This window comes from Enterobacter sp. HNDS-6 (assembly GCF_039850505.1).
GTDB lineage: Bacteria > Pseudomonadota > Gammaproteobacteria > Enterobacterales > Enterobacteriaceae > Enterobacter > Enterobacter kobei.
Genome location: NZ_CP156673.1, coordinates 1,367,522 through 1,390,074 on the forward strand (window position 1 = coordinate 1,367,522; position 22,553 = coordinate 1,390,074).

Annotated in this window: 22 protein-coding genes and 1 pseudogene; 9 read left to right on the forward strand and 14 right to left on the reverse strand. The window is 55.7% G+C overall.

Annotation, left to right across the window (positions count from 1 at the left end; all coding sequences use genetic code 11):
- The first annotated feature begins 21 nt into the window (after positions 1–21).
- Genes ABFI50_RS06325 through dolP form a run of 4 tightly spaced genes read left to right on the forward strand, consistent with a single transcriptional unit; the run spans position 22 to position 3,722 of the window.
- A complete protein-coding gene (locus tag ABFI50_RS06325) occupies positions 22–2,172 on the forward strand; it encodes a penicillin-binding protein activator (RefSeq protein ID WP_347485637.1) in 2,151 nt (716 codons plus the stop codon).
- Complete coding sequence (locus tag ABFI50_RS06330) at positions 2,130–2,525, forward strand: YraN family protein (RefSeq protein WP_014885358.1); 396 nt, start codon at positions 2,130–2,132, stop codon at positions 2,523–2,525. Before ABFI50_RS06325 ends, ABFI50_RS06330 begins: the two co-directional genes overlap by 43 nt.
- 21 nt (positions 2,526–2,546) lie before the next feature.
- The gene (gene diaA / locus ABFI50_RS06335) at positions 2,547–3,137 is read left to right on the forward strand and encodes a DnaA initiator-associating protein DiaA (protein WP_003861754.1); all 591 of its coding nucleotides are present in this window, start codon (positions 2,547–2,549) and stop codon (positions 3,135–3,137) included.
- Positions 3,138–3,146: 9 nt separating this feature from the next.
- Positions 3,147–3,722 carry a division/outer membrane stress-associated lipid-binding lipoprotein gene (gene dolP / locus ABFI50_RS06340; RefSeq protein ID WP_014171764.1) on the forward strand — a complete coding sequence of 192 codons (576 nt, stop codon included), beginning with the start codon at positions 3,147–3,149 and terminating at the stop codon, positions 3,720–3,722.
- Between the two features lie 50 nt (positions 3,723–3,772).
- Here the strand turns inward: dolP and ABFI50_RS06345 are convergent, their stop codons facing one another.
- Positions 3,773–4,810, reverse strand: coding sequence for a permease (locus ABFI50_RS06345; RefSeq protein WP_014885359.1), 1,038 nt, complete (start codon positions 4,808–4,810; stop codon positions 3,773–3,775).
- A 40-nt stretch (positions 4,811–4,850) separates the two neighbouring features.
- The gene (locus ABFI50_RS06350) at positions 4,851–5,495 is read right to left on the reverse strand and encodes an NAD(P)H-binding protein (RefSeq protein ID WP_014885360.1); all 645 of its coding nucleotides are present in this window, start codon (positions 5,493–5,495) and stop codon (positions 4,851–4,853) included.
- A 128-nt stretch (positions 5,496–5,623) separates the two neighbouring features.
- On the opposite strand from ABFI50_RS06350, the gene ABFI50_RS06355 reads away from it, so the two are divergent.
- Positions 5,624–6,142, forward strand: coding sequence for a type 1 glutamine amidotransferase domain-containing protein (locus ABFI50_RS06355; RefSeq protein WP_014885361.1), 519 nt, complete (start codon positions 5,624–5,626; stop codon positions 6,140–6,142).
- Here the strand turns inward: ABFI50_RS06355 and ABFI50_RS06360 are convergent.
- The gene (locus ABFI50_RS06360; protein WP_014885362.1) at positions 6,122–6,556 is read right to left on the reverse strand and encodes a YhbP family protein; all 435 of its coding nucleotides are present in this window, start codon (positions 6,554–6,556) and stop codon (positions 6,122–6,124) included. The two genes, ABFI50_RS06355 and ABFI50_RS06360, sit on opposite strands and share 21 nt — an antisense overlap.
- 14 nt (positions 6,557–6,570) lie before the next feature.
- Between ABFI50_RS06360 and ABFI50_RS06365 the strand changes: the two genes are divergently transcribed.
- Positions 6,571–6,900, forward strand: coding sequence for a GIY-YIG nuclease family protein (locus tag ABFI50_RS06365; protein ID WP_023331388.1), 330 nt, complete (start codon positions 6,571–6,573; stop codon positions 6,898–6,900).
- Here ABFI50_RS06365 and ABFI50_RS06370 read toward each other — a convergent pair.
- Positions 6,887–7,390, reverse strand: a complete 504-nt coding sequence (locus ABFI50_RS06370) for an N-acetyltransferase (RefSeq protein ID WP_014885364.1) — start codon at positions 7,388–7,390, stop codon at positions 6,887–6,889. The genes ABFI50_RS06365 and ABFI50_RS06370 overlap by 14 nt on opposite strands.
- Positions 7,384–7,908, reverse strand: a complete 525-nt coding sequence (locus tag ABFI50_RS06375) for an SCP2 domain-containing protein (RefSeq protein WP_014885365.1) — start codon at positions 7,906–7,908, stop codon at positions 7,384–7,386. The genes ABFI50_RS06370 and ABFI50_RS06375 overlap by 7 nt, the downstream gene beginning before the upstream one ends.
- Positions 7,909–8,119: 211 nt before the next feature.
- Between ABFI50_RS06375 and ABFI50_RS06380 the strand changes: the two genes are divergently transcribed.
- The 3 genes from ABFI50_RS06380 (at position 8,120) to ABFI50_RS06390 (ending at position 11,087) form a co-directional block, all read left to right on the forward strand.
- Complete coding sequence (locus tag ABFI50_RS06380; protein WP_014885366.1) at positions 8,120–9,115, forward strand: peptidase U32 family protein; 996 nt, start codon at positions 8,120–8,122, stop codon at positions 9,113–9,115.
- Positions 9,116–9,122: 7 nt separating this feature from the next.
- Positions 9,123–10,001 carry a U32 family peptidase gene (locus tag ABFI50_RS06385; protein WP_014885367.1) on the forward strand — a complete coding sequence of 293 codons (879 nt, stop codon included), beginning with the start codon at positions 9,123–9,125 and terminating at the stop codon, positions 9,999–10,001.
- A 78-nt stretch (positions 10,002–10,079) separates the two neighbouring features.
- Positions 10,080–11,087, forward strand: a complete 1,008-nt coding sequence (locus tag ABFI50_RS06390) for an LLM class flavin-dependent oxidoreductase (protein ID WP_014833426.1) — start codon at positions 10,080–10,082, stop codon at positions 11,085–11,087.
- A gap of 62 nt (positions 11,088–11,149) precedes the next feature.
- Here ABFI50_RS06390 and mtr read toward each other — a convergent pair whose 3' ends face one another.
- The 9 genes and pseudogenes from mtr to infB all read right to left on the reverse strand — a co-directional run bounded on the left by mtr (position 11,150) and on the right by infB (position 22,541).
- Positions 11,150–12,394, reverse strand: a complete 1,245-nt coding sequence (mtr, locus tag ABFI50_RS06395) for a tryptophan permease (protein WP_014885368.1) — start codon at positions 12,392–12,394, stop codon at positions 11,150–11,152.
- 142 nt (positions 12,395–12,536) lie between these two features.
- Positions 12,537–14,432, reverse strand: coding sequence for a DEAD/DEAH family ATP-dependent RNA helicase (locus ABFI50_RS06400; RefSeq protein WP_014885369.1), 1,896 nt, complete (start codon positions 14,430–14,432; stop codon positions 12,537–12,539).
- On the reverse strand, positions 14,425–14,505 hold the full coding sequence (gene yrbN / locus ABFI50_RS06405) for a protein YrbN (protein ID WP_097397692.1): 81 nt from the start codon (positions 14,503–14,505) through the stop codon (positions 14,425–14,427). The genes ABFI50_RS06400 and yrbN overlap by 8 nt, the downstream gene beginning before the upstream one ends.
- Positions 14,506–14,612: 107 nt before the next feature.
- Positions 14,613–15,497 carry a lipoprotein NlpI gene (gene nlpI / locus ABFI50_RS06410; protein ID WP_013098912.1) on the reverse strand — a complete coding sequence of 295 codons (885 nt, stop codon included), beginning with the start codon at positions 15,495–15,497 and terminating at the stop codon, positions 14,613–14,615.
- A 50-nt stretch (positions 15,498–15,547) separates the two neighbouring features.
- A pseudogene (gene pnp, locus ABFI50_RS06415) lies at positions 15,548–17,745 on the reverse strand (polyribonucleotide nucleotidyltransferase).
- 242 nt (positions 17,746–17,987) lie between these two features.
- Positions 17,988–18,257, reverse strand: a complete 270-nt coding sequence (rpsO, locus tag ABFI50_RS06420; protein WP_003861789.1) for a 30S ribosomal protein S15 — start codon at positions 18,255–18,257, stop codon at positions 17,988–17,990.
- A 154-nt stretch (positions 18,258–18,411) separates the two neighbouring features.
- Positions 18,412–19,362 (reverse strand): tRNA pseudouridine(55) synthase TruB, encoded by a 951-nt coding sequence (gene truB, locus ABFI50_RS06425; RefSeq protein WP_347485643.1) that lies wholly within the window; start codon positions 19,360–19,362, stop codon positions 18,412–18,414.
- Positions 19,362–19,766, reverse strand: coding sequence for a 30S ribosome-binding factor RbfA (rbfA, locus tag ABFI50_RS06430; RefSeq protein WP_014885372.1), 405 nt, complete (start codon positions 19,764–19,766; stop codon positions 19,362–19,364). The genes truB and rbfA overlap by 1 nt, the downstream gene beginning before the upstream one ends.
- An 87-nt stretch (positions 19,767–19,853) precedes the next feature.
- Positions 19,854–22,541, reverse strand: a complete 2,688-nt coding sequence (gene infB / locus ABFI50_RS06435; protein ID WP_014885373.1) for a translation initiation factor IF-2 — start codon at positions 22,539–22,541, stop codon at positions 19,854–19,856.
- Positions 22,542–22,553 lie beyond the last annotated feature (12 nt).

Here is a 22,553-nt window from a genome sequence, read left to right on the forward strand (position 1 = left end):
AAAAAAATCACTGGATACAGTATGGTACCGTTAACGTTTTTTCGAAAAAAAGCCACGCGCAGCGTGCCGCTTCTGCTGGCAGCCCTGATCTTTGCAGGCTGCGGCACCCAGGCACCTGACCAGAGCACCGCCCATCTTGAGGGTTCCGCTCAGGCTGATTCTGGCTTTTATCTGCAACAAATGTCGCAGAGTTCAAATGATACCAGGATCAACTGGCAATTACTCGCCATTCGTGCACTGCTGAAAGAGGGAAAAACCCAGCAGGCTGCAGAGCTGTTCGGCCAGCTGCCGAAAGATCTTAACGATACCCAGCGTCTTGAGCAGAGCCTGCTCTCTGCCGAGCTGAAGGTCGCGCAGAAAGAGTATGACAGCGCGAAAAAGATCCTGGGTAGCATCGACCTGAGCGCGCTGGATAAAAACCAGCAGGCACGCTTCTGGCAGGCGGGTATCACCGCTGAACAGGGGCGTCCTTCCCTGACGCTGCTCCGCGCGCTTATCGCTCAGGAACCGCTCCTTGCCGGTGCCGACAAGCAGAAAAATATTGATGCCACCTGGCAGGCTCTTGCCGCCATGACCCCGGATCAGGCAAAGGCGCTGGTCATCAACGCGGATGAGAACGTGCTGCAGGGCTGGCTTGATCTCCAACAGATGTGGTTTAACAACCGCACCGACCCTAAGATGCTGAAGGCCGGTATTACCGACTGGCAGACTCGCTACCCGCAAAACCCGGGCGCCAAAATACTGCCAACCCAGCTGGTGAACGTGCAGAACTTTAAGCCAGCATCGACCAGCAAAATTGCACTGCTTCTGCCGCTGAATGGTCAGGCGGCGGTGTTTGGCCGTACGATTCAACAGGGCTTTGAAGCGGCGAAAAACGGCACTATGCCGGTGACGGGCAGCGCGGTGCCGGTGCAGGCAGCACAGGCGGCCAACGTGAATGATGTTGTCAGCCCTTCCGCCGCCGAGACCAGCGATCTGACCACGGCGCAAACCCCGGCGCAAGGCACGATGCAAAACCCGGTGACCGCACCGACGACGCCTCCGCCTGCTGCAGAACCAGCAACACAGGCGCCAGTGGAGACACCTGCTTCTCCTGCAGCGCCTGAGGCAACAGCAGAACAAACTCAACAACAGCCAGCACAACCAACCACTCCACCTGCCGCGCAGCCGCAGGCCGTGGCGACCACCAGCGCTAATCCTGGCACCGAACTGAAAATTTACGACACCAGTTCGCAGCCGCTTAACCAGGTACTGGCTCAGGTGCAACAGGACGGGGCGAGCATCGTTGTCGGTCCGCTGTTGAAAAACAACGTGGAAGAGCTGATGAAGAGCAATACCACGCTAAACGTGCTGGCGCTCAACCAGCCGGAGCAGGTTCAGAACCGGGCCAATATTTGCTACTTCGCGCTCTCTCCGGAAGACGAAGCTCGCGATGCGGCACGTCATATCCACGAGCAGGGTAAACAGGCTCCACTGTTGCTCATCCCGCGCAGTACGCTGGGCGATCGCGTAGCGAATGCCTTCGCCGATGAGTGGCAGAAGCTGGGCGGCGGTATCGTGCTGCAGCAGAAATTCGGTTCCGTCTCAGAACTGCGCGCGGGCGTAAACGGCGGAGCGGGTATCGCGCTTAACGGCAGCCCGGTGACCGCCAGCCTGCCACAGCAGCAGGGCGTGACCATTGGTGGGCTGACCATCCCTGCCCCACCTACCGACGCGCAGATCGGCGGCGGTGGAAAAGTGGATGCGGCTTATATCGTTGCCACACCGCAAGAGATCGCCTTTATCAAACCGATGATTGCGATGCGTAACGGCAGCCAGAGCGGCGCAACGCTCTATGCCAGTTCCCGCAGCGCGCAAGGCACCGCTGGCCCGGATTTCCGTCTGGAAATGGACGGCCTGCAGTACAGTGAAATTCCGATGCTCGCGGGCAGCAACCCGGCGTTGATGCAGCAGGCGCTGAGCAGCGTACGTAACGACTACTCACTGGCGCGTCTGTATGCCATGGGGGTCGATGCATGGGCGCTGGCGAACCACTTTACCCAGATGCGTCAGGTACCGGGCTTTGAGCTTAACGGCAACACCGGCGATCTGACCGCGACGCAGGACTGCGTGATCAACAGGAAGTTATCATGGCTCAAATACCAGCAGGGACAAATCGTCCCGGCCAGTTAAGCCGTAAAGAGACCGGCGATGCGTGGGAGTTAAAAGCGCGTCGCTGGCTTGAAGGCAAAGGACTGCATTTTATCGCCGCTAACGTTCGCGGACGTGGCGGCGAAATAGATCTGATCATGAAAGAGGGTCAGGTGATTGTGTTTGTAGAAGTCCGCTTTCGACAGTCTTCCCGTTTTGGCGGTGCTGCCGCCAGCGTGACGCTCGCCAAACAACATAAATTATTACAGACTGCCCACTTGTGGCTTGCCCGCCATAATGGGAGTTTTGATACTGTGGATTGCCGGTTCGATGTGATAGCCTTCACCGGAAATGAGATCGAATGGCTTAAAAACGCTTTTGGCGAAGACGCATAATTACGATTTAAAAGGGATAACGTGCTCGAAAGAATTAAAGTGTGCTTCACAGAAAGCATCCAGACTCAGATTGCCGCGGCGGAAGCCCTTCCGGACGCGATCTCTCGTGCTGCAATGACGCTGGTGCAATCCCTGCTTAATGGCAACAAAATCCTCTGTTGTGGCAACGGTACCTCAGCCGCCAACGCACAGCATTTTGCTGCCAGCATGATTAATCGTTTTGAAACCGAACGCCCGAGTTTACCTGCCATTGCACTTAATACCGATAATGTGGTCTTAACAGCGATTGCTAACGATCGTCTGCATGACGAAATTTACGCAAAGCAGGTGCGCGCCCTGGGGCATGCCGGTGATGTGCTGCTGGCCATCTCCACGCGCGGCAACAGCCGGGACATTGTCAAAGCCGTTGAAGCCGCGGTCACCCGTGACATGACTATCGTCGCCTTAACCGGCTATGACGGTGGTGAACTGGCGGGTCTGCTGGGGCCGCAGGATGTGGAAATCCGCATTCCGTCTCACCGTAGCGCACGCATTCAGGAGATGCATATGCTCACGGTAAACTGCTTATGCGATTTGATCGATAACACGCTTTTCCCTCACCAGGATGATTAAGGAGTTTTTATGAAGGCTTTATCGACCCTCGCAGTCCTTATGTCTGCATTGCTGCTTCAGGGATGTATCGCTGCGGCTGTCGTGGGTACTGCCGCAGTAGGCACCAAAGCGGCGACCGATCCACGCTCTGTAGGAACGCAGGTGGATGACGGTACGCTGGAGCTGCGCGTCAACAGTGCGCTGTCGAAAGACGAACAAATTAAGAAAGAAGCGCGTATCAACGTGACGGCTTATCAGGGCAAAGTCCTGCTGACGGGTCAGTCACCGAATACCGAACTCTCCAGCCGCGCGAAACAGATCGCCATGGGCGTTGAGGGCACTACGGAAGTCTTCAATGAAATCCGTCAGGGCCAGCCAATCAGCCTGGGTACGGCGTCGTCTGACACCTGGATCACCACAAAAGTCCGTTCCCAGCTGCTGGGTTCAGATCAGGTGAAATCCTCAAACGTAAAAGTGACGACCGAAAACGGTGAAGTGTTCCTGCTGGGTCTGGTTACCGACCGTGAAGGGAAAGCGGCAGCGGATATCGCCAGCCGGGTCAGCGGCGTGAAGCACGTCACCACCGCGTTTACTTACATCAAATAAAAAAAACCTCACTGTAGGCCCGGTAAGCGTAGCGCCACCGGGCTTTTTTTTCACAGAAGCGCAATGCTTCCCACCAGCACCCCACTTAACGCTACCAGCCCCGCTGTCAGCCACAGCGCTTTTGCCGGGAAAGACTTACGCAGCATGACAAGCGACGGCAAACTAATGGCCGGCAAGGTGATAAGCAGCGCCAGCGCGGGCGCGGTGCCCATGCCAGCCAGCATCATGGTCTGAACAATCGGAATTTCAGCCGCCGTTGGGATCACAAACAGGCAGCCAGCAACGGCCATCGCAATCACCCACATCAGCGTGTTATCAATCGCGCCATCCGCATGCGGGAACAGCCAGACACGCGCCGCGCCGAGCACCAGAACCGCCAGGATATAAACCGGAATGGTGCTCCAGAAAAGTTGCCACAGCGCTTTACCCCAGCGGGCAAAGAAACCGCCCTGCGGCTCGCTGATGTCCAGCTCAACAGAAGCGGGCTCTGGCGCTTTCTCTTTCACCAGATTTTGCACCAGCGTCGCCACCACCAGCACCGTCAGCAGCCCGGCAACCAGGCGGATAGCCGCAAAATGCCAGCCGAGCACAAAGCCCATAAACACCAGCGTTGCCGGGTTGAGCAGCGGGTTGCCCATCCAGAACGCCAGCGCGCCGCCCATCGAGACACGCTGACGGCGCATTCCTGCGGCCACAGGGGCTGCACAGCATGAACACATCATGCCCGGCAGAGAGAAAATCGTCCCCAGCAAGGTGCCCTGAAAGCGTGGCTGCCCGAGGGTTTTCACCAGCCAGTTTCGCGGAATAAGTACCTGAATCAGCGACCCCAACAAGACGCCTAATACCGCAGCTTTCCAGACAGCCAGGAAGTAGACCATGGCGTAATCCCACGCCGCCTTCAGCGGGCTGGCATCCGCCTGCGCGAGTATCGATTTACCAATGCTGTGCGTTTCGGCGGCGGTGAAGGCCTTGCCATAGTACGGCTGCCATTTCACATACCAGAGGCCAATGATGACCACGAGAAAGAAGAGTGCGGGCTTCCACCATTGGACAGGTGTCGCCGCCTGAGATGAAGACTGACCAGTCATACCATTCCCCGGAGAGTGTTATTGAATAAGCCGGAGAAGTTTACGCCTCGCCCTGCGCGATTTCACGCAGTTTTGCCGAAGGGATGATATTGACCCCTTCCTGCGATGGTGCCAGCGCCTCTTTCAGCATCGCCTGCGCGACATCCCGCGCCTCAATGGACTTCCAGTTACCCGGCAGGATGCGAAACAGCGGAGCGAAAACAGACTCGTTAAAGCGCCGTTCGTCGCGGTGCCCCATCAGCATGGAAGGCCGCACAATGGTCAGATATTCCCACTTCTGGGCAATCAGCGCCTCTTCCATCTTGCCCTTCACCTGATTGTAAAAAAACGGCGAGCCGGTGCTCGCGCCGTGCGAACTGACCACCAGAAAATGTTTTGCCCCCAGCTTTTTCGCCGTCAGTGCGGTATCCACCACCAGCGTGTAATCCGCATGGACAAAGGCTTCTTTACTGCCCGCCTCACGCCTCGTCGTACCGAGGCAGCAAAAGGCGATATCAATCGGATCCTGCACCTGCGCCAGCGCGTCAGTGAGCTGTGGGTCGTGCGGGTTAAAGACGCCGGAGATATCCAGCAGCGGGCGACGCGTCGGTGCGGCGATGTAGTTAATATGGCGATCCTGAATCAGCAGCCGCAGCAGATGCCCGCCGACCAGCCCGGTTGCGCCCGTAATCAGTACCTGGCTCATCGTATCCCCTTTACAGAATTGTCCGTTTGCGAACTCAGCGTGGTCGACCACACTTAGAAGTCTGTTACAGGTAAGTATTTACCACAAGCGGAAAAAAATCAGTCTGAAGCCAAAACAACGGAGGAAGCATGGGCAAGAAAATCGCAGTCTTGATTACCGACGAGTTTGAAGATTCAGAATTCACCTCTCCTGCAGAGGCATTCCGCAAGGCGGGACATGAGGTCATTACCATTGAGAAAGAAGCGGGCAAAACGGTGAAAGGCCATAAGGGCGAAGCCAGCGTGACCATCGACGAAACCATCGATAACGTCAGCCCGTCTGATTTCGACGCCCTGCTGTTACCCGGCGGCCATTCACCAGATTCCCTGCGCGGGGACGAGCGTTTCGTCACTTTCACACGTGACTTTGTCGCTACCGGAAAACCGGTCTTTGCTATCTGTCACGGCCCGCAGCTGCTGATCAGCGCCGACGTGGTCCGCGGACGTAAGCTGACCGCGGTGAAACCGATCGTGATCGATCTGAAAAATGCGGGGGCTGAGTTTTACGATCAGGAAGTGGTCAACGACAAAGACCAGTTGATCACCAGCCGGACCCCGGACGATCTGCCGGCGTTTAACCGGGAAGCGCTACGCCTGCTCGGCGCGTAGCCAGTGAAGCTTCTTGCCAAAGCCCAGCGTGTTGTCGGTAAATTTCACCTCATCGAGGCGTATTTCCCACACCGGGGCTTTTAGCGCAGCGGCAACCGGGAAGCGGCGCGTGTAGTGCTTACGGCGCGCGTCGCTCTCTTCTCCCTCCAGCCGACGGATCTCTCCCTTGAACTGCACGCCACGGATCAACGCGACCGTTTTGGGCTGGCCATTTACCGTACCCGCCACCTTCGCCTGCTGGCCGGTCATTTGCGCATGCCGCGTTTTGTCTTCGCTCATGACATAGAAGGCTACGCGCTCGGGATCGTAGTAATAAAAGGCGTTCGCGCACCACATCTCTTCGTCTTTACAGACGCACCAGGTGACGACATGCTGCTTCGCCAGCCAGCGGTTAATGGCTGCCAGTGTTTCCATTTTCGCTCTCTCTCATGCTATGGTGCGTTCACCTTAACATACTGAATCTGTTTACCGTGTGCTGGTTTCTCTATCTCGTCCGAACCGCTGATAACGCACTCTACACCGGGATCACTACCGATGTGGCGCGGCGTTTTTTACAACATCAAACGGGGAAAGGGGCAAAAGCGCTGCGGGGGAAAGGTGAACTTCAGCTGGCTTTTTACGCCGCCGTCGGCGACAGGTCGCTGGCGCTCAGGCTGGAATACCGGATTAAACAGCTGACGAAGCGCCAGAAAGAGCGCCTCGTTACCGGAGACGGCTCATTTGAGGCGCTACGCGAAAGCCTGCTCAGAAACGATTGAAGTGATCGTGGTAATCAACCAGGCCACTCACACCGTTCAGGGCATCATCCGCCAGGCGATGTACCTGGAAGGCGGATTCGGTACCCGGCCAGCGGCAGCGCAGATCGTAATGCGCGGCCTGCTCGAAGCCTAAGCGGCCATAAAATGCCGGATCGCCCAGCGTGACCACGGCGGCATAGCCAAACTCATTCAGCGAGTCCAGCCCTTCATACACCAGCTGGCGCGCCAGGCCCTGGCCGCGATAGTTCTCATCGACCGCCAGCGGTGCCATGCCTACCCACTGCAGATCTTCGCCCTGAACGATTACCGGGCTGAAGGCAACATAGCCAACAACCTGACCTTCGTCATCGGTGGCTACCAGCCCTAAAGTAATCAGGCCGTCTTCACGGAGATCGTGGACCAGTTGGGCCTCCGCATCGCTCTCAAAAGCGCGGCGTAACAACGCATCGATACCCGGTGCATCAATCCCAATTTCGACTCGAATCAGCATGGCTCACCTACTGAAGTGTGTTTACTGTCAGGCGGGGTTTTCAGCCCGGCCTCAACGAAATCTGCCATTTGCATCAGCATCACGCGCAGCGCTTTCGGCATCTGCTCCAGCTCAATGGCATCCATTAAATTTTTCACGTACAGACCCAGCTCCGTATCGCCTTCAATGACCAGACGGCGCTGGAAGAATAACGTATCCGGATCCTGTTTACGCGCGGCGATCATCAGCAGATCGCTGGCACTGGCGCTAAAGCTCACATCCGCCTCGGCGGACTCACGCACAATGAGTTGATCATTCTCAACCGAGGTAAACCAGCGCAGCCCGATGTCACGCACCTCAATGCTCAGCCAGCGGCCTTCCAGAAACTCCAGCTCGCCGTCCTGCAGCGCCTGGCGGAATTGCCAGCTCAGGACCTGCTCGAGCACCTGACGTTTTAGCGCGAACGGCGCCAGTTTCACCGGCACGCTCAGCATTGATGGACCGAATTGTACGAGACGTGAACGCAGTTTATCCAGCACGAGCTTTACTCCCTGATAGCAATAGTCCCGCTATTTTGCCATATCCGACGCACAACATAGCGGCGTAAATCAACAAACCGTCGTCCGGTGACGCTCATTATTGGTGTCATCAATACGCCATTAGCTGCCTTAAATCAAAAATTGTCGCCCAGGGGTTAATTAAAATCCCAGCTCGTTAACAATTTTGCGATCGACTACATCAGGATAATTTATGGAGCTGCTCTGCCCTGCCGGTAACCTACCGGCGCTTAAGGCGGCCATCGAAAATGGGGCCGATGCGGTCTATATCGGGCTGAAAGATGATACCAACGCCCGCCATTTTGCTGGCCTCAACTTTACGGAGAAAAAGCTTCAGGAAGCCGTTAACTTCGTTCACCAGCACCGCCGCAAACTGCATATTGCCATTAATACCTTTGCGCATCCTGACGGCTATGCCCGCTGGCAGCGCGCGGTAGATATGGCCGCACAGCTGGGTGCCGATGCGTTAATCCTGGCCGACCTCGCCATGCTTGAGTATGCGGCAGAACGCTATCCGCATATTGAGCGCCACGTCTCTGTTCAGGCATCAGCCACGAATGAAGAGGCCGTGCGTTTTTATCATCAACACTTTGACGTCGCTCGCGTGGTGCTGCCCCGCGTGCTCTCCATTCATCAGGTTAAGCAACTCGCGCGCGTCACGCCAGTGCCGCTGGAAGTTTTTGCCTTTGGCAGCCTGTGCATCATGGCCGAAGGCCGTTGCTACCTTTCTTCTTATTTAACCGGTGAATCACCCAATACCGTTGGGGCCTGCTCTCCTGCCCGCTTTGTCCGCTGGCAACAAACCCCGCAGGGGCTGGAATCACGCCTGAATGAAGTGTTGATTGACCGCTATCAGGACGGCGAAAACGCGGGTTATCCAACGTTATGCAAAGGCCGATATCTGGTTGACGGTGAGCGCTACCACGCGCTGGAAGAGCCTACCAGCCTCAACACGCTGGAGCTGCTGCCGGAACTGCTGGCGGCGAATATTGCCTCGGTAAAAATTGAAGGTCGCCAGCGTAGCCCGGCCTATGTGAGCCAGGTGGCGAAAGTCTGGCGTCAGGCTATCGACCGCTGCATGGCTGACCCGCAAAACTATGCTCCGCAGGCAGCCTGGATGGAGACGCTCGGTTCTATGTCCGAAGGCACGCAAACGACGCTTGGCGCGTATCACCGTAAATGGCAGTGAGATAACCATGAAATATTCATTAGGACCGGTGCTCTACTACTGGCCAAAAGAGACGCTGGAAGATTTTTACCAACAGGCCGCCACCAGCAGCGCTGATGTGATTTATCTCGGTGAAGCCGTGTGCAGCAAGCGCCGCGCCACCAAAGTGGGCGACTGGCTGGAGATGGCGAAAAGTCTCGCCGGAAGCGGTAAACAGGTGGTGCTCTCGACGCTCGCGCTGGTGCAAGCCTCGTCCGAACTGGGTGAACTGAAACGCTACGTTGAAAACGGTGAATTCCTGCTGGAAGCGAGCGACCTGGGCGTAGTGAACATGTGCGCCGAACGTAAGTTACCGTTCGTCGCGGGTCATGCATTAAACTGCTATAACGCCGTCACGCTGCGCCTGCTGCTCAAACAGGGAATGACGCGCTGGTGTATGCCGGTGGAACTCTCCCGCGACTGGCTGGTAAACCTGCTGACGCAGTGTGACGATCTCGGCATTCGCAATCAGTTTGAAGTGGAAGTGCTGAGCTACGGCCATCTTCCGCTGGCTTATTCCGCGCGCTGCTTTACCGCGCGTTCGGAAGATCGCCCGAAAGACGAGTGTGAAACCTGCTGCATCAAGTACCCGAACGGGCGCAGCGTGCTATCCCAGGAAAATCAGCAGGTGTTTGTCCTGAACGGGATCCAGACCATGAGCGGCTATGTCTATAACCTGGGCAACGAACTGGCGTCAATGGACGGCCTGGTGGACATGGTGCGCTTATCCCCTCTGGATACCGGCGTGTTCACGATGCTGGACGCCTTCCGCGCAAATGAAACCGGCGCAGCTCCGCTGCCGCTAACGGCAAACAGCGACTGTAATGGTTACTGGAAACGCCTGGCCGGGCTGGAACTGCAGGCCTAAAAAAGGCTCACTTTGTTAACAACGGTTATCATTTTTTAATGCAGTATTAAAGATTGACCGTCGACAAAGTGAGCTGTTATGACTGACAAAACCCTTCCGTTTTCGGTGCTGGACCTGGCGCCGATCCCACAAGGCTCCTCGGCCAGAGAAGCCTTTTCGCATTCTCTCGATCTGGCTCAACTGGCTGAAAAGCGTGGCTACCATCGCTACTGGCTGGCCGAGCACCACAACATGGTTGGCATTGCCAGCGCCGCCACCTCGGTTCTGATTGGTTATCTGGCGGCGAACACAACGACATTGCACCTGGGCTCCGGTGGCGTGATGCTGCCGAACCACGCCCCGCTGGTGATTGCCGAGCAGTTTGGCACGCTGAATACCCTCTATCCTGGCCGTATTGATTTGGGGCTGGGTCGTGCGCCGGGTAGCGACCAGCCGACCATGCGCGCCCTGCGTCGCCATATGAGCGGCGATATCGACAACTTCCCGCGCGATGTGGCTGAACTGGTTGACTGGTTTGACGCGCGCGATCCGAACCCACACGTGCGCCCGGTGCCGGGCTACGGCGAGAAGATCCCGGTGTGGCTGCTGGGTTCGAGTCTTTATAGCGCGCAGCTTGCCGCGCAGCTGGGTTTGCCGTTTGCGTTTGCCTCGCATTTCGCACCGGATATGCTGCATCAGGCTCTGCATCTCTATCGTACGAACTTTAAACCGTCTGAACGTCTGGAGAAACCGTACGCGATGGTGTGTATTAATATCATTGCCGCCGACAGTAATCGCGATGCTGAATTCCTGTTTACCTCCATGCAGCAGGCGTTTGTGAAGCTGCGCCGCGGTGAGACCGGGCAACTTCCACCGCCAGTGGAGAATATGCATCAGCTGTGGTCTGCCTCTGAGCAGTATGGCGTGCAGCAGGCGCTGAGCATGTCGCTGGTGGGGGATAAAGCGAAAGTGCGGCACGGTCTGGAAGCGGTGCTGCGTGAAACGCAGGCGGATGAGATTATGGTTAACGGCCAGATTTTCGATCACCAGGCGCGTTTGCATTCGTTTGATTTGGCGATGCAGGTGAAAGAGGAGTTGGTGGGGTAGTTTTTTGCTTTTCTCCCTCTCCCTATGGGAGAGGGCCGGGGTGAGGGGGTCAACCCCTCGTTTTACTGATAAACGGGCAACAGGTTAAAACTCGACAGCACGTGTACCAGAGCGTTACCAACGCCGAATACCAGAATCAGCGCAATCATCGGCTTGCCGCCCCAGACGCGGAATTTTGGGCTACCGAAGCGTTTACGTGATTTGCGCGCCAGCAGCGCCGGCACAATCGCCGCCCAGATAGTTGCCGCCAGCCCTGCATAGCCGATGGCATACAGGAAGCCGTTCGGCCACAGCAGGCCACCCACAATCGGCGGCAGGAAGGTCAGCAGCGCGGTTTTTAAACGCCCCATCGCAGAATCATCAAAGCCGAACAGATCCGCCAGATAGTCAAACAGGCCCAGCGTCACGCCGAGGAAAGAGCTCGCCACGGCAAAGTTGGAGAAGATCACCAGCAGCAGATCCAGGCTGCGGCTGTTCAGCACGCCGCTCAGCGCCTGCACCAGCACGTCGATGTTACCGCCCTTCTGGGCAATGCCGATAAATTCCGGACGCGGGATGTTGCCCATCGTCCCCAGCAGCCAAATCACATACAGACCCAGCGCCAGCAGCGTACCGTAGACCAGACACTTCACGATGGTGCGTGGATCTTTGCCGTAGTACTTCATCAGGCTCGGCACGTTACCGTGGTAGCCAAACGATGCCAGACAGAACGGCAGCGTCATCAGCAGGTACGGGGTGTAGGAAGTATTCACTTCCGCGACATTAAACAGCGTGGCGGGCGTGACGTGCCCCAGCAGGCTACCGAAGGTCAGGAAGAAGGTGATGACCTTTGCGCCCAACACAATCGCCGTCATGCGGCTCACCGCTTTGGTACTCATCCAGACGATAAAGGCCACGCCCAGAGCAAAACACAAACCCGCCAGACGCGCCGGAACGTTTAGCGACATCTCAGCAAAGGTGTGATGCAGAATCGAACCGCTCGCGGAAATGTACGCGTAGGTCAGAATGTAGAGCACAAACGCGATGGAAAGCCCGTTTACCAGGTTCCAGCCCTTGCCCAGCAGATCTTTGGTGATGGTGTCGAAGCTGGAGCCAATGCGGTAGTTGAGGTTCGCCTCAAGGATCATCAGCCCGGAATGGAGCATACAGAACCAGGTAAAGACCAGCGCCGCCAGCGACCAGAAGAACCACGCACCGGACATGACCACAGGCAGGGAAAACATCCCGGCACCTATAATGGTTCCGCCGATGATCACCACGCCGCCAAGCAGCGAAGGTGACGTTTGGGTGGTGGTTAGTGTCGCCATACAGCCTTTTCTCCAGTCAATTATGCGGTTCTGCATTTTAGTGTGACGCACTGTACCAGTACAAGAGTACAAAGGGAATAAAAAAAGCCCCGATAGCATTTATCGGGGCTGTATATTTTACTTTACGTCAGAAGCGTAAGGCTTACGCGTCACCGAAACGACGACGGCTGGTGCCTTCTTCACGACGTGGGCCACGGTTTTCGCGGCGCTCGCCGGAGAAACGACGACCTTCACCACCGCGACCTTCTGTGCGACCGCCTTCACGACGCTCGCCGCCGAAACTGCGACCACCGCCACGACGTTCGCCGCCACGGTCAGGACGTGGCTGAGCATCGCCCAGCAGCTGCATGTTCATCGGCTTGTTCAGGATGCGGGTGCGAGTAAAGTGCTGCAGTACTTCGCCCGGCATACCTTTTGGCAGCTCGATGGTAGAGTGGGATGCGAACAGCTTGATGTTACCAATGTAACGGCTGCTGATGTCGCCTTCGTTAGCGATCGCGCCAACGATGTGACGAACTTCAACACCATCATCACGGCCCACTTCAATGCGGTACAGTTCCATATCGCCCGCTTCACGGCGTTCACGACGTGGACGGTCTTCACCACCACGCTCTGGACGGTCACCACGTGGGCCACGATCGTTACGGTCGCCACGACGTTCAAAGCGATCGTCACGGTCACGGAATTCACGCTTAGGACGCATTGGCGCATCAGGTGGCACGATCAGAGTACGTTCGCCCTGCGCCATTTTCAGCAGTGCCGCAGCCAGGGTTTCCATGTCCAGCTCTTCGCCTTCAGCCGTAGGCTGAATCTGCGACAGCAGTGCACGGTACTGATCCAGATCGCTGCTTTCCAGCTGCTGCTGTACTTTCGCGGCGAATTTTTCCAGACGGCGTTTGCCCAGCAGTTCTGCGTTTGGCAGTTCAGCTTCTGGAATAGTCAGCTTCATGGTGCGTTCGATGTTACGCAGCAGACGACGCTCGCGGTTCTCAACGAACAGCAGCGCACGGCCCGCACGACCCGCACGACCGGTACGGCCGATACGGTGAACGTAAGACTCGGAATCCATCGGGATGTCGTAGTTAACCACCAGGCTGATACGCTCAACGTCCAGACCACGTGCTGCCACGTCGGTTGCAATCAGGATATCCAGACGACCGTCTTTCAGGCGCTCCAGCGTCTGCTCACGCAGAGCCTGGTTCATGTCACCGTTCAGTGCTGCGCTGTTGTAGCCGTTACGCTCCAGCGCTTCAGCCACTTCCAGGGTCGCGTTTTTGGTACGCACGAAGATAATCGCCGCATCAAAATCTTCCGCTTCCAGGAAACGTACCAGCGCTTCGTTTTTGCGCATGCCGTACACAGACCAGTAGCTCTGGCTAATGTCCGGGCGAGTGGTGACGCTGGACTGAATACGCACTTCCTGAGGATCTTTCATGAAGCGTTTGGTGATACGACGAATCGCCTCTGGCATGGTGGCAGAGAACAGCGCGGTCTGATGACCTTCTGGGATCTGCGCCATGATGGTTTCGACGTCTTCGATGAAGCCCATACGCAGCATTTCATCTGCTTCGTCCAGTACCAGACCGCTCAGTTTAGAGAGATCCAGCGTACCGCGCTTCAGGTGATCCAGCAGACGGCCCGGCGTACCGACAACAATCTGTGGGCCCTGGCGCAGGGCGCGTAACTGCACGTCATAACGCTGGCCACCGTAAAGGGCTACCACGTTTACGCCGCGCATATGTTTAGAGAATTCCGTCATGGCTTCAGCAACCTGAACAGCCAGTTCACGGGTTGGAGCCAGGACAAGGATCTGCGGTGCACGCAGGTCCGGATCGATGTTGTTCAGCAGCGGCAGCGAGAACGCTGCAGTTTTACCGCTACCAGTCTGGGCCATGCCCAGCACGTCACGACCAGAAAGCAGGTGTGGGATACACTCAGCCTGGATCGGAGATGGTTTTTCGTAACCCAGATCGTTAAGGGCTTCAAGGATAGGAGCCTTCAGGCCCAGATCTGCAAAAGTGGTTTCGAATTCAGCCATGTAGTACAAGTGCCTCGATATTAATGGCGGCCAGTCTACTTAGCTCATCGTGAAAATGATTAGCAATTTTCATTGAAAAGTGTGAACCGGCTCAAAGTAGGTGTATTGACGAACAACAACGCCCTCACCAGTTAAGGTGATGGCAATCAAAAGATTACGGGCTGATGTTTATGTCGTCAGCTATTGCTGGTCCGATTCTGCCAGGTCGTCTTGCTCCTGGCCCAAGAGCGATAATTCCAACAATGCATAACGGTGCTCAACGAAATTGTGTACGTTGTTAGCAACCGCTAATTTGAACAGTGCCGTAGCGCTGTCCTTATCCCCCAGACTTAGGTAGTACTTACCTAAATAGAAGTTGGTTTCACTGAGATGCTCAGCGAGCGAGGTGTTATCCGTTGCGTCCGCCTTGAGGCGTTCCATCAGCGTTGCTTCGCTAATGTTGCCCAGGTAGAACTCGACAATGTTCCATCCCCACTGTTCCTTGTCCGATTTATCGAAGCGCTGTTTCAGGGCCTCTTTTGCCTGCTTCTCATCGAGCTTCTGCTCAACGATGTAAAGCCACAGGCTACGGAAAGGATCATTAGGATCGTCTTGATAAAACGCCAGCAGATCATCTTGCGCTAACTTATCACGACCGCCGTAGTACAATGCGATACCGCGATTCAAGTGCGCGTAGTTGTAAGTTGGATCAAGCTCAAGTACAGAATCAAACGCTTCATAGGCAGCATCAAAATTGCCTGCCTGCGTTAAATAAATGCCTAAGTAATTGAATACTTCAGGCATATCAGGTCGGATAGCCAGCGCTTGTGAAAAATCATTTCGCGCCAATGCCCTCAGACCGAGACTATCATACAACACTCCGCGCTCATATAAAAGCTGTGCGCGTTCGTCATCGGTTAAAGCCCGACTGGCAAGAATTTGTTCCATGCGTGCCAGAATCACTTCCTGCTGCAAAGTCGGTTGCAATGGCACTGCGAGGACTTCGCTCTTACGCCAGGCAGAGTTGCTGCATCCTGCCAGCGTTAAAGCTGTCGCAACGAAACACCAGCGCAAAAAAGGCTTCATTTCCCACTCCCGAAGACAACTATTGGATGAACGTCCTGTCCCCCGGCGGCTTAACAAGGCGTCCTGCCTGATACCAGGCCCTCCGCAATGCGGAGGGCAAATGGCAACCTTACTCGCCTTGCTGTTCAGCAGCCGGAGTTTCCGGCGCCGCAGCAGGCTGAGACTGCTCGGTTGCTTCTTTAATGCTCAGACGGATACGGCCCTGGCGGTCAACTTCCAGAACTTTAACCGGTACTTCCTGACCCATCTGCAGGTAATCGGTCACTTTCTCAACGCGCTTGTCAGCGATCTGAGAGATGTGAACCAGACCTTCTTTACCGCCACCGATGGCAACGAACGCGCCAAAGTCAACGATACGGGTCACTTTACCGTTGTAGATACGGCCCACTTCGATTTCAGCGGTGATCTCTTCGATACGACGGATAGCGAATTTCGCTTTCTCGCCGTCGGTTGCTGCGATCTTCACAGTACCGTCATCTTCGATTTCGATGGTGGTGCCCGTCTCTTCGGTCAGCGCACGGATTACGGAACCGCCCTTACCGATAACATCTTTGATCTTGTCTGGATTGATCTTGATGGTGTGGATACGTGGAGCGAACTGAGAAATGTCGCCACGCGGCGCGTTAATCGCCTGTTCCATCACGCCCAGGATGTGCAGACGCGCACCTTTAGCCTGGTTCAGAGCAACCTGCATGATCTCTTTAGTGATACCTTCAATTTTGATATCCATCTGCAGTGCAGAGATACCGTCGCGGGAACCCGCCACTTTGAAGTCCATATCGCCGAGGTGATCTTCGTCACCCAGAATGTCAGACAGAACAACGAAGTTGTCGCCTTCTTTCACCAGGCCCATTGCGATACCCGCAACAGCGGCTTTGATCGGCACGCCTGCATCCATCAGTGCCAGAGAAGCACCACATACGGAAGCCATGGAAGAAGAACCGTTAGATTCGGTGATTTCAGACACCACACGTACGGTGTACGGGAATTTGTCAGCTTCTGGCATCACGGCCAGCACGCCGCGCTTCGCCAGACGACCGTGACCAATTTCACGACGCTTCGGCGAGCCAACCATGCCGGTTTCCCCTACGGAGTACGGAGGGAAGTTGTAGTGGAACAGGAAGTTGTCAGTGCGCTCGCCCATCAGTTCGTCGATGATCTGTGCGTCACGAGCGGTACCCAGGGTCGCGGTGACCAGGGCCTGCGTTTCACCACGGGTAAACAGTGCGGAACCGTGAGTACGTGGCAGTACGCCAGTACGCACATCCAGACCACGGATCATGTCTTTTTCACGGCCATCAATACGCGGCTCGCCGGCCAGTACGCGGCTACGAACAACGTTTTTCTCGATAGCGTGCAGGATTTCGCCAATTTCGTTAGCGTCCAGCGTTTCGTCTTCAGCAACCAGGGTCGCGGTCACTTCAGATTTGATCACATCAACCTGAGCATAGCGCTCCTGTTTGTCGGTGATGCGGTACGCGTCGCTCAGACGAGACTCTGCCAGTGCCGCAACACGTGCGTTAAGCGCGTCGTTTGCTGCTTCTGGCTGCCAGTCCCAACGTGGCTTACCGGCTTCTTTCACCAGGTCGTTGATGTTCTGGATAACGATCTGCTGCTGATCGTGGCCGAAGACCACAGCGCCCAGCATCTGGTCTTCGCTCAGCAGTTCTGCTTCGGATTCAACCATCAGAACCGCCGCTTCAGTACCGGCAACAACCAGGTCCAGCTTACTTTCTTTCAGCTCTTCCTGAGTTGGGTTCAGCACGTACTGGTCATTGATGTAACCCACGCGCGCGGCACCGATTGGGCCATTGAATGGAATACCAGACAGTGACAGGGCTGCAGATGCACCGATCATCGCAACGATGTCCGGGTTAACCTGTGGGTTAACGGAAACTACGGTTGCGATAACCTGTACTTCGTTAACGAAGCCTTCCGGGAACAGCGGACGAACCGGGCGGTCAATCAGACGCGCGATCAGAGTTTCGCCTTCGCTTGGACGGCCTTCACGACGGAAGAAACCACCAGGGATTTTACCGGCAGCGTAGGTACGCTCCTGGTAGTTAACGGTCAGCGGGAAGAAGTCCTGACCTGGTTTAGCTTTTTTCTGGCCCACTACGGTGACGAACACCGCGGTGTCATCCATGCTTACCATAACGGCAGCAGTAGCCTGACGTGCCATCATGCCGGTTTCCAGCGTGACGGTATGTTGACCATACTGGAATTTACGAACGATCGGATTCAGCAAAATTCTGTCCTTTCTTAAATGTATGACAGCACACCACCGGCGTGCTGTCGATTTAACCCGACCTTCTTCGCATCCTCGCGACTAATGACAACCGACACCCCCATGGGTGAAGCCTCTCATTAGCCGCGCGAACCTCTGCAATGAAGATCATTTATAGCAACAATACAATAGTTTCCAGTGAATTGCTGCCGTCTGGTTGAAAAAAGGGGCCATCAGGCCCCCTTTTCTGAAACTCGCAAGACTTAGCGACGCAGACCCAGACGCTCGATCAGCGCGGTGTAACGTGCAACATCTTTACGTTTCAGGTAGTCGAGCAGTTTACGACGCTGAGAAACCATACGCAGCAGACCACGACGGCTGTGGTGATCTTTTTTGTGCTCTGCAAAGTGACCCTGCAGGTGGTTAATCTGTGCAGTCAGCAGAGCAACCTGAACTTCGGTAGAACCGCTGTCGTTAGTACCACGACCAAACTCAGAAACGATTTTAGCTTTAGCTTCAACGCTTAGAGACATTTTAAAACTCCAAAGTATAAAGAATGTAAGGGTGCCGATCTCTAATTCAGCGACCCCATGTACGCCTCGCAGATTGTTAAACAATTTACCAGGCGTTAAGCGGCAATATTCTACTCGTCTCCCCTGCTTATCGCAAGATGAGGCGTTATCACCGTCACGCGTCGACCGGATATTCGACGACCAGACGACGCGGCGCAACGCGCCCTTCGCCATCCATTTCGCCCATGCCGATAAACTTACCGTCGTCACCTTCGGTCACGCGCACCAGCCCTTCCAGCGGAGCTTCCGCCGTGCGAACCGGGTTGCCGTTCTTAAAGTAAACGGACGATGTTAAAGGAAGATTAACCACCGGGAAGTCCGCTGCCGGACTGTCCATTGGCATCAGCAAGGAATCCAGCAACGCTGCTGGCGCGATCCCCTGTACTTCCGCCTGTTCAACCAGCTCGCGCAGGTGCTCAAGCGTCACCATCCGCTCAACCGGGTACTTACTCACCGCCAGACGGCGCAGGTAGATAACATGCGCACCGCAACCTAGTTTTTCACCGAGGTCGTCGATGATGGTACGAATGTACGTCCCTTTGGAACAGTGCACTTCCAGCTCCAGCTCATCACCTTCGTGGCGAATAAAGAGCAGCTCATACACGGTTATCGGACGGGCTTCGCGCGGAACGTCAATGCCCTGACGCGCATATTCGTAGAGTTTCTTGCCCTGGTATTTCAGGGCGGAATACATCGACGGCACCTGCATCGTGTCCCCGCGGAAGCTCTCCAGCGCAGCGTCAAGCTGTTCAGCACTGAAGGTCACCGGACGTTCTTCCACGACCTGGCCATCCGCGTCGGAGGTATCCGTGCGCTGGCCGAGCTTCGCGATAACGCGGTAACGCTTATCGGAGTCGAGCAGATACTGGGAAAACTTTGTCGCCTCTCCCAGGCAGATCGGCAGCATACCGGTCGCCAGCGGATCGAGCGCGCCGGTGTGGCCCGCCCGGTTGGCGTTATAAAGACGCTTCACTTTTTGCAGCACGTCGTTGCTGGATGCCCCCTGCGGTTTGTCCAGCAGCAGCACGCCATGCACGTCGCGACCACGACGACGAGGACGACTCATTAGTCCTCCTTGCTGTCGTCCGTCGGGTTAACACGACGTTCGTCGTCATGTTTCACCACGCTGGTCACCAGATTGGACATGCGCATACCTTCTACCAGCGAGTTGTCGTAGAAGAAGGTCAGCTCAGGCACGATACGCAGACGCATCGCTTTGCCGAGCAGAGAGCGGATAAACCCGGAGGCTTCCTGCAGCGCTTTAATGCCGTTCTTCACGGCCGCTTCGTCCTGATCGTTCAGGAAGGTGACGAACACTTTGGCGTAGGCCAGGTCACGGGACATTTCCACGCCGGACACGGTGGTCATCACGCCGATGCGAGGGTCTTTAATTTCGCGTTGCAGGATAAGCGCGATCTCTTTTTGCATTTCCTGCGCCACGCGCTGTGGGCGACCAAATTCTTTCGCCATAATAAATTCTCCAGACAAAAAAGGGGCTTAAGCCCCTTTTGAAATAATTGCCGGATGGCGCTTCGCTAACCCGGCCTACGATCTCAATTAATCGATGCTGCGTTGGATCTCGATGATTTCGAACACTTCGATCATATCGCCAACGCGTACGTCGTTGTAGTTCTTCACACCGATACCACATTCCATGCCGTTACGGACTTCGTTAACGTCATCTTTGAAGCGGCGCAGAGATTCCAGCTCGCCTTCGTAGATAACCACGTTGTCACGCAGTACGCGGATTGGGTTGTGACGCTTGATGGTACCTTCGGTAACCATACAGCCCGCGATCGCACCGAATTTCGGTGATTTGAACACGTCACGCACTTCAGCCAGACCGATGATCTGCTGTTTCAGCTCAGGAGACAGCATGCCGCTCATCGCCGCTTTCACTTCGTCGATCAGGTTATAGATGACGGAGTAGTAGCGCAGATCCAGGCTTTCCGCTTCGATCACGCGGCGAGCAGAAGCATCAGCACGCACGTTGAAGCCTACCAGGATGGCGTTGGACGCAGCAGCCAGTGTCGCGTCGGTTTCGGTGATACCACCTACGCCAGAACCGATGATCTTCACTTTCACTTCGTCGGTAGACAGTTTCAGCAAGGAGTCGGAGATCGCTTCCACAGAACCCTGAACGTCAGCTTTCAGCACAACGTTCACTTCGTGAACTTCACCCTCGGTCATGTTAGCAAACATGTTCTCGAGTTTAGATTTCTGCTGACGAGCCAGTTTAACTTCACGGAATTTGCCCTGACGATACAGTGCCACTTCACGCGCTTTCTTCTCGTCACGCACGACGGTCACTTCGTCACCGGCAGCCGGCACACCGGACAGACCGAGAATTTCAACTGGAATGGACGGACCCGCTTCCAGCACTTCCTGACCCAGTTCGTTACGCATCGCACGAACACGACCGTATTCGAAGCCACACAGAACGATATCGCCCTTAAGCAGGGTACCTTCACGAACCAGAACGGTTGCAACCGGGCCACGACCTTTATCCAGGAAGGATTCGATCACCGCACCGCTCGCCATACCTTTACGCACGGCTTTCAGCTCCAGAACTTCAGCCTGCAGCAGGATAGCGTTCAGAAGGTCGTCAATACCGGTACCCGCTTTAGCAGATACTGGGATGAACTGTGCTTCACCGCCCCACTCTTCCGGCATAACGCCATACTGAGACAGTTCGTTTTTAACACGGTCCAGATCGGCTTCTGGCTTATCGATTTTGTTGACTGCAACAACCAGAGGCACCTGCGCCGCTTTCGCGTGCTGGATAGCTTCGATGGTTTGCGGCATTACGCCGTCGTCTGCAGCAACAACCAGCACAACGATATCCGTTGCCTGCGCACCACGAGCACGCATAGACGTAAACGCTGCGTGGCCTGGGGTATCCAGGAAGGTAATCATACCGTTGTCGGTTTCTACGTGGTAAGCACCGATGTGCTGGGTAATACCACCCGCTTCGCCAGAGGCAACTTTCGTAGAACGAATGTAGTCAAGCAGAGAAGTTTTACCGTGGTCAACGTGACCCATAATGGTCACAACCGGTGCACGCGGTTCAGCCGCAGCGCCAGTATCACGGTCGCTCATTACGGCTTCTTCCAGCTCGTTTTCACGACGCAGGATAACTTTGTGGCCCATCTCTTCGGCAACCAGCTGCGCGGTTTCCTGGTCGATAACCTGGTTGATGGTCGCCATTGCACCCAGCTTCATCATCGCTTTGATGACCTGAGAGCCTTTAACCGCCATCTTGTTCGCCAGTTCGCCAACGGTGATGGTTTCGCCGATCACGACGTCACGGTTAACAGCCTGAGCGGGCTTCTGGAAGCTCTGCTGCAGAGCGGAACCTTTACGCTTGCCACCTTTACCACCGCGAACAGCAGCGCGTGCTTCTTCACGATCGGCTTTGGATTCAGCGTGCTTGTTACCTTTCTTCGCCGGACGCGCAGCTTTTGCATTACGACCACGGCCACGGCCGCCTTCTACTTCACGGTCGTTGTCATCTTCAGCCTGACGTGCGTGCTGAGAAGTGGTGACGTGGTAGTCGCTGGTGTCTTCAGTCGGTTCAACGGTATTCACACCGTTCTTCTCGTTTTCTTCTGCCATACGGCGTGCTTCTTCAGCGACGCGGCGAGCTTCTTCTTCGAGCTTGCGGCGTGCTTCTTCTTCGGCTTTACGCTTCAGTTCGGCAGCTTCATTTTCACGACGGGCTTTTTCAGCCTGGGCAGTTTTGGTCATTTCGTCTGTCTGTTGATTGCTCACTTTGTCTTTTTCCGCAGCGTCACGCTTCACTTTATCACTGGCGTCGCGTTTCGCTTTTTCTGCGGCCTCACGTTCAGCTTTTAATTCTGCCTCGCGTTTGGCGGCAGCTTCCGCCTCACGCTGAGCTTGTTCTTCCGCTTCACGCTGTGCCTGCTCTTCCGCGGCAAGGCGTTCTGCCTCTTGCGGATCACGTTTTACAAAGGTGCGCGTCTTGCGGACTTCAATTTGTACCGATTTACTTTTGCCACCGGTACCAGGAATATTCAACGTGCTGCGCGTTTTGCGCTGCAGCGTTAACTTGTCAGGCGTAGAACCGTGCTCACGGTTCAGGTGCGTTAACAAGGTTTGTTTTTCTTGCGCGGTCACCGAGTCATCAGCGGACTTCGGGATCCCTGCATCAGCAAATTGCTGTACCAGGCGGTCCACGGAGGTCTGAATCTCAGCAGCCAGCGATTTTACAGTTACATCAGTCATGCTGTTCCTTCC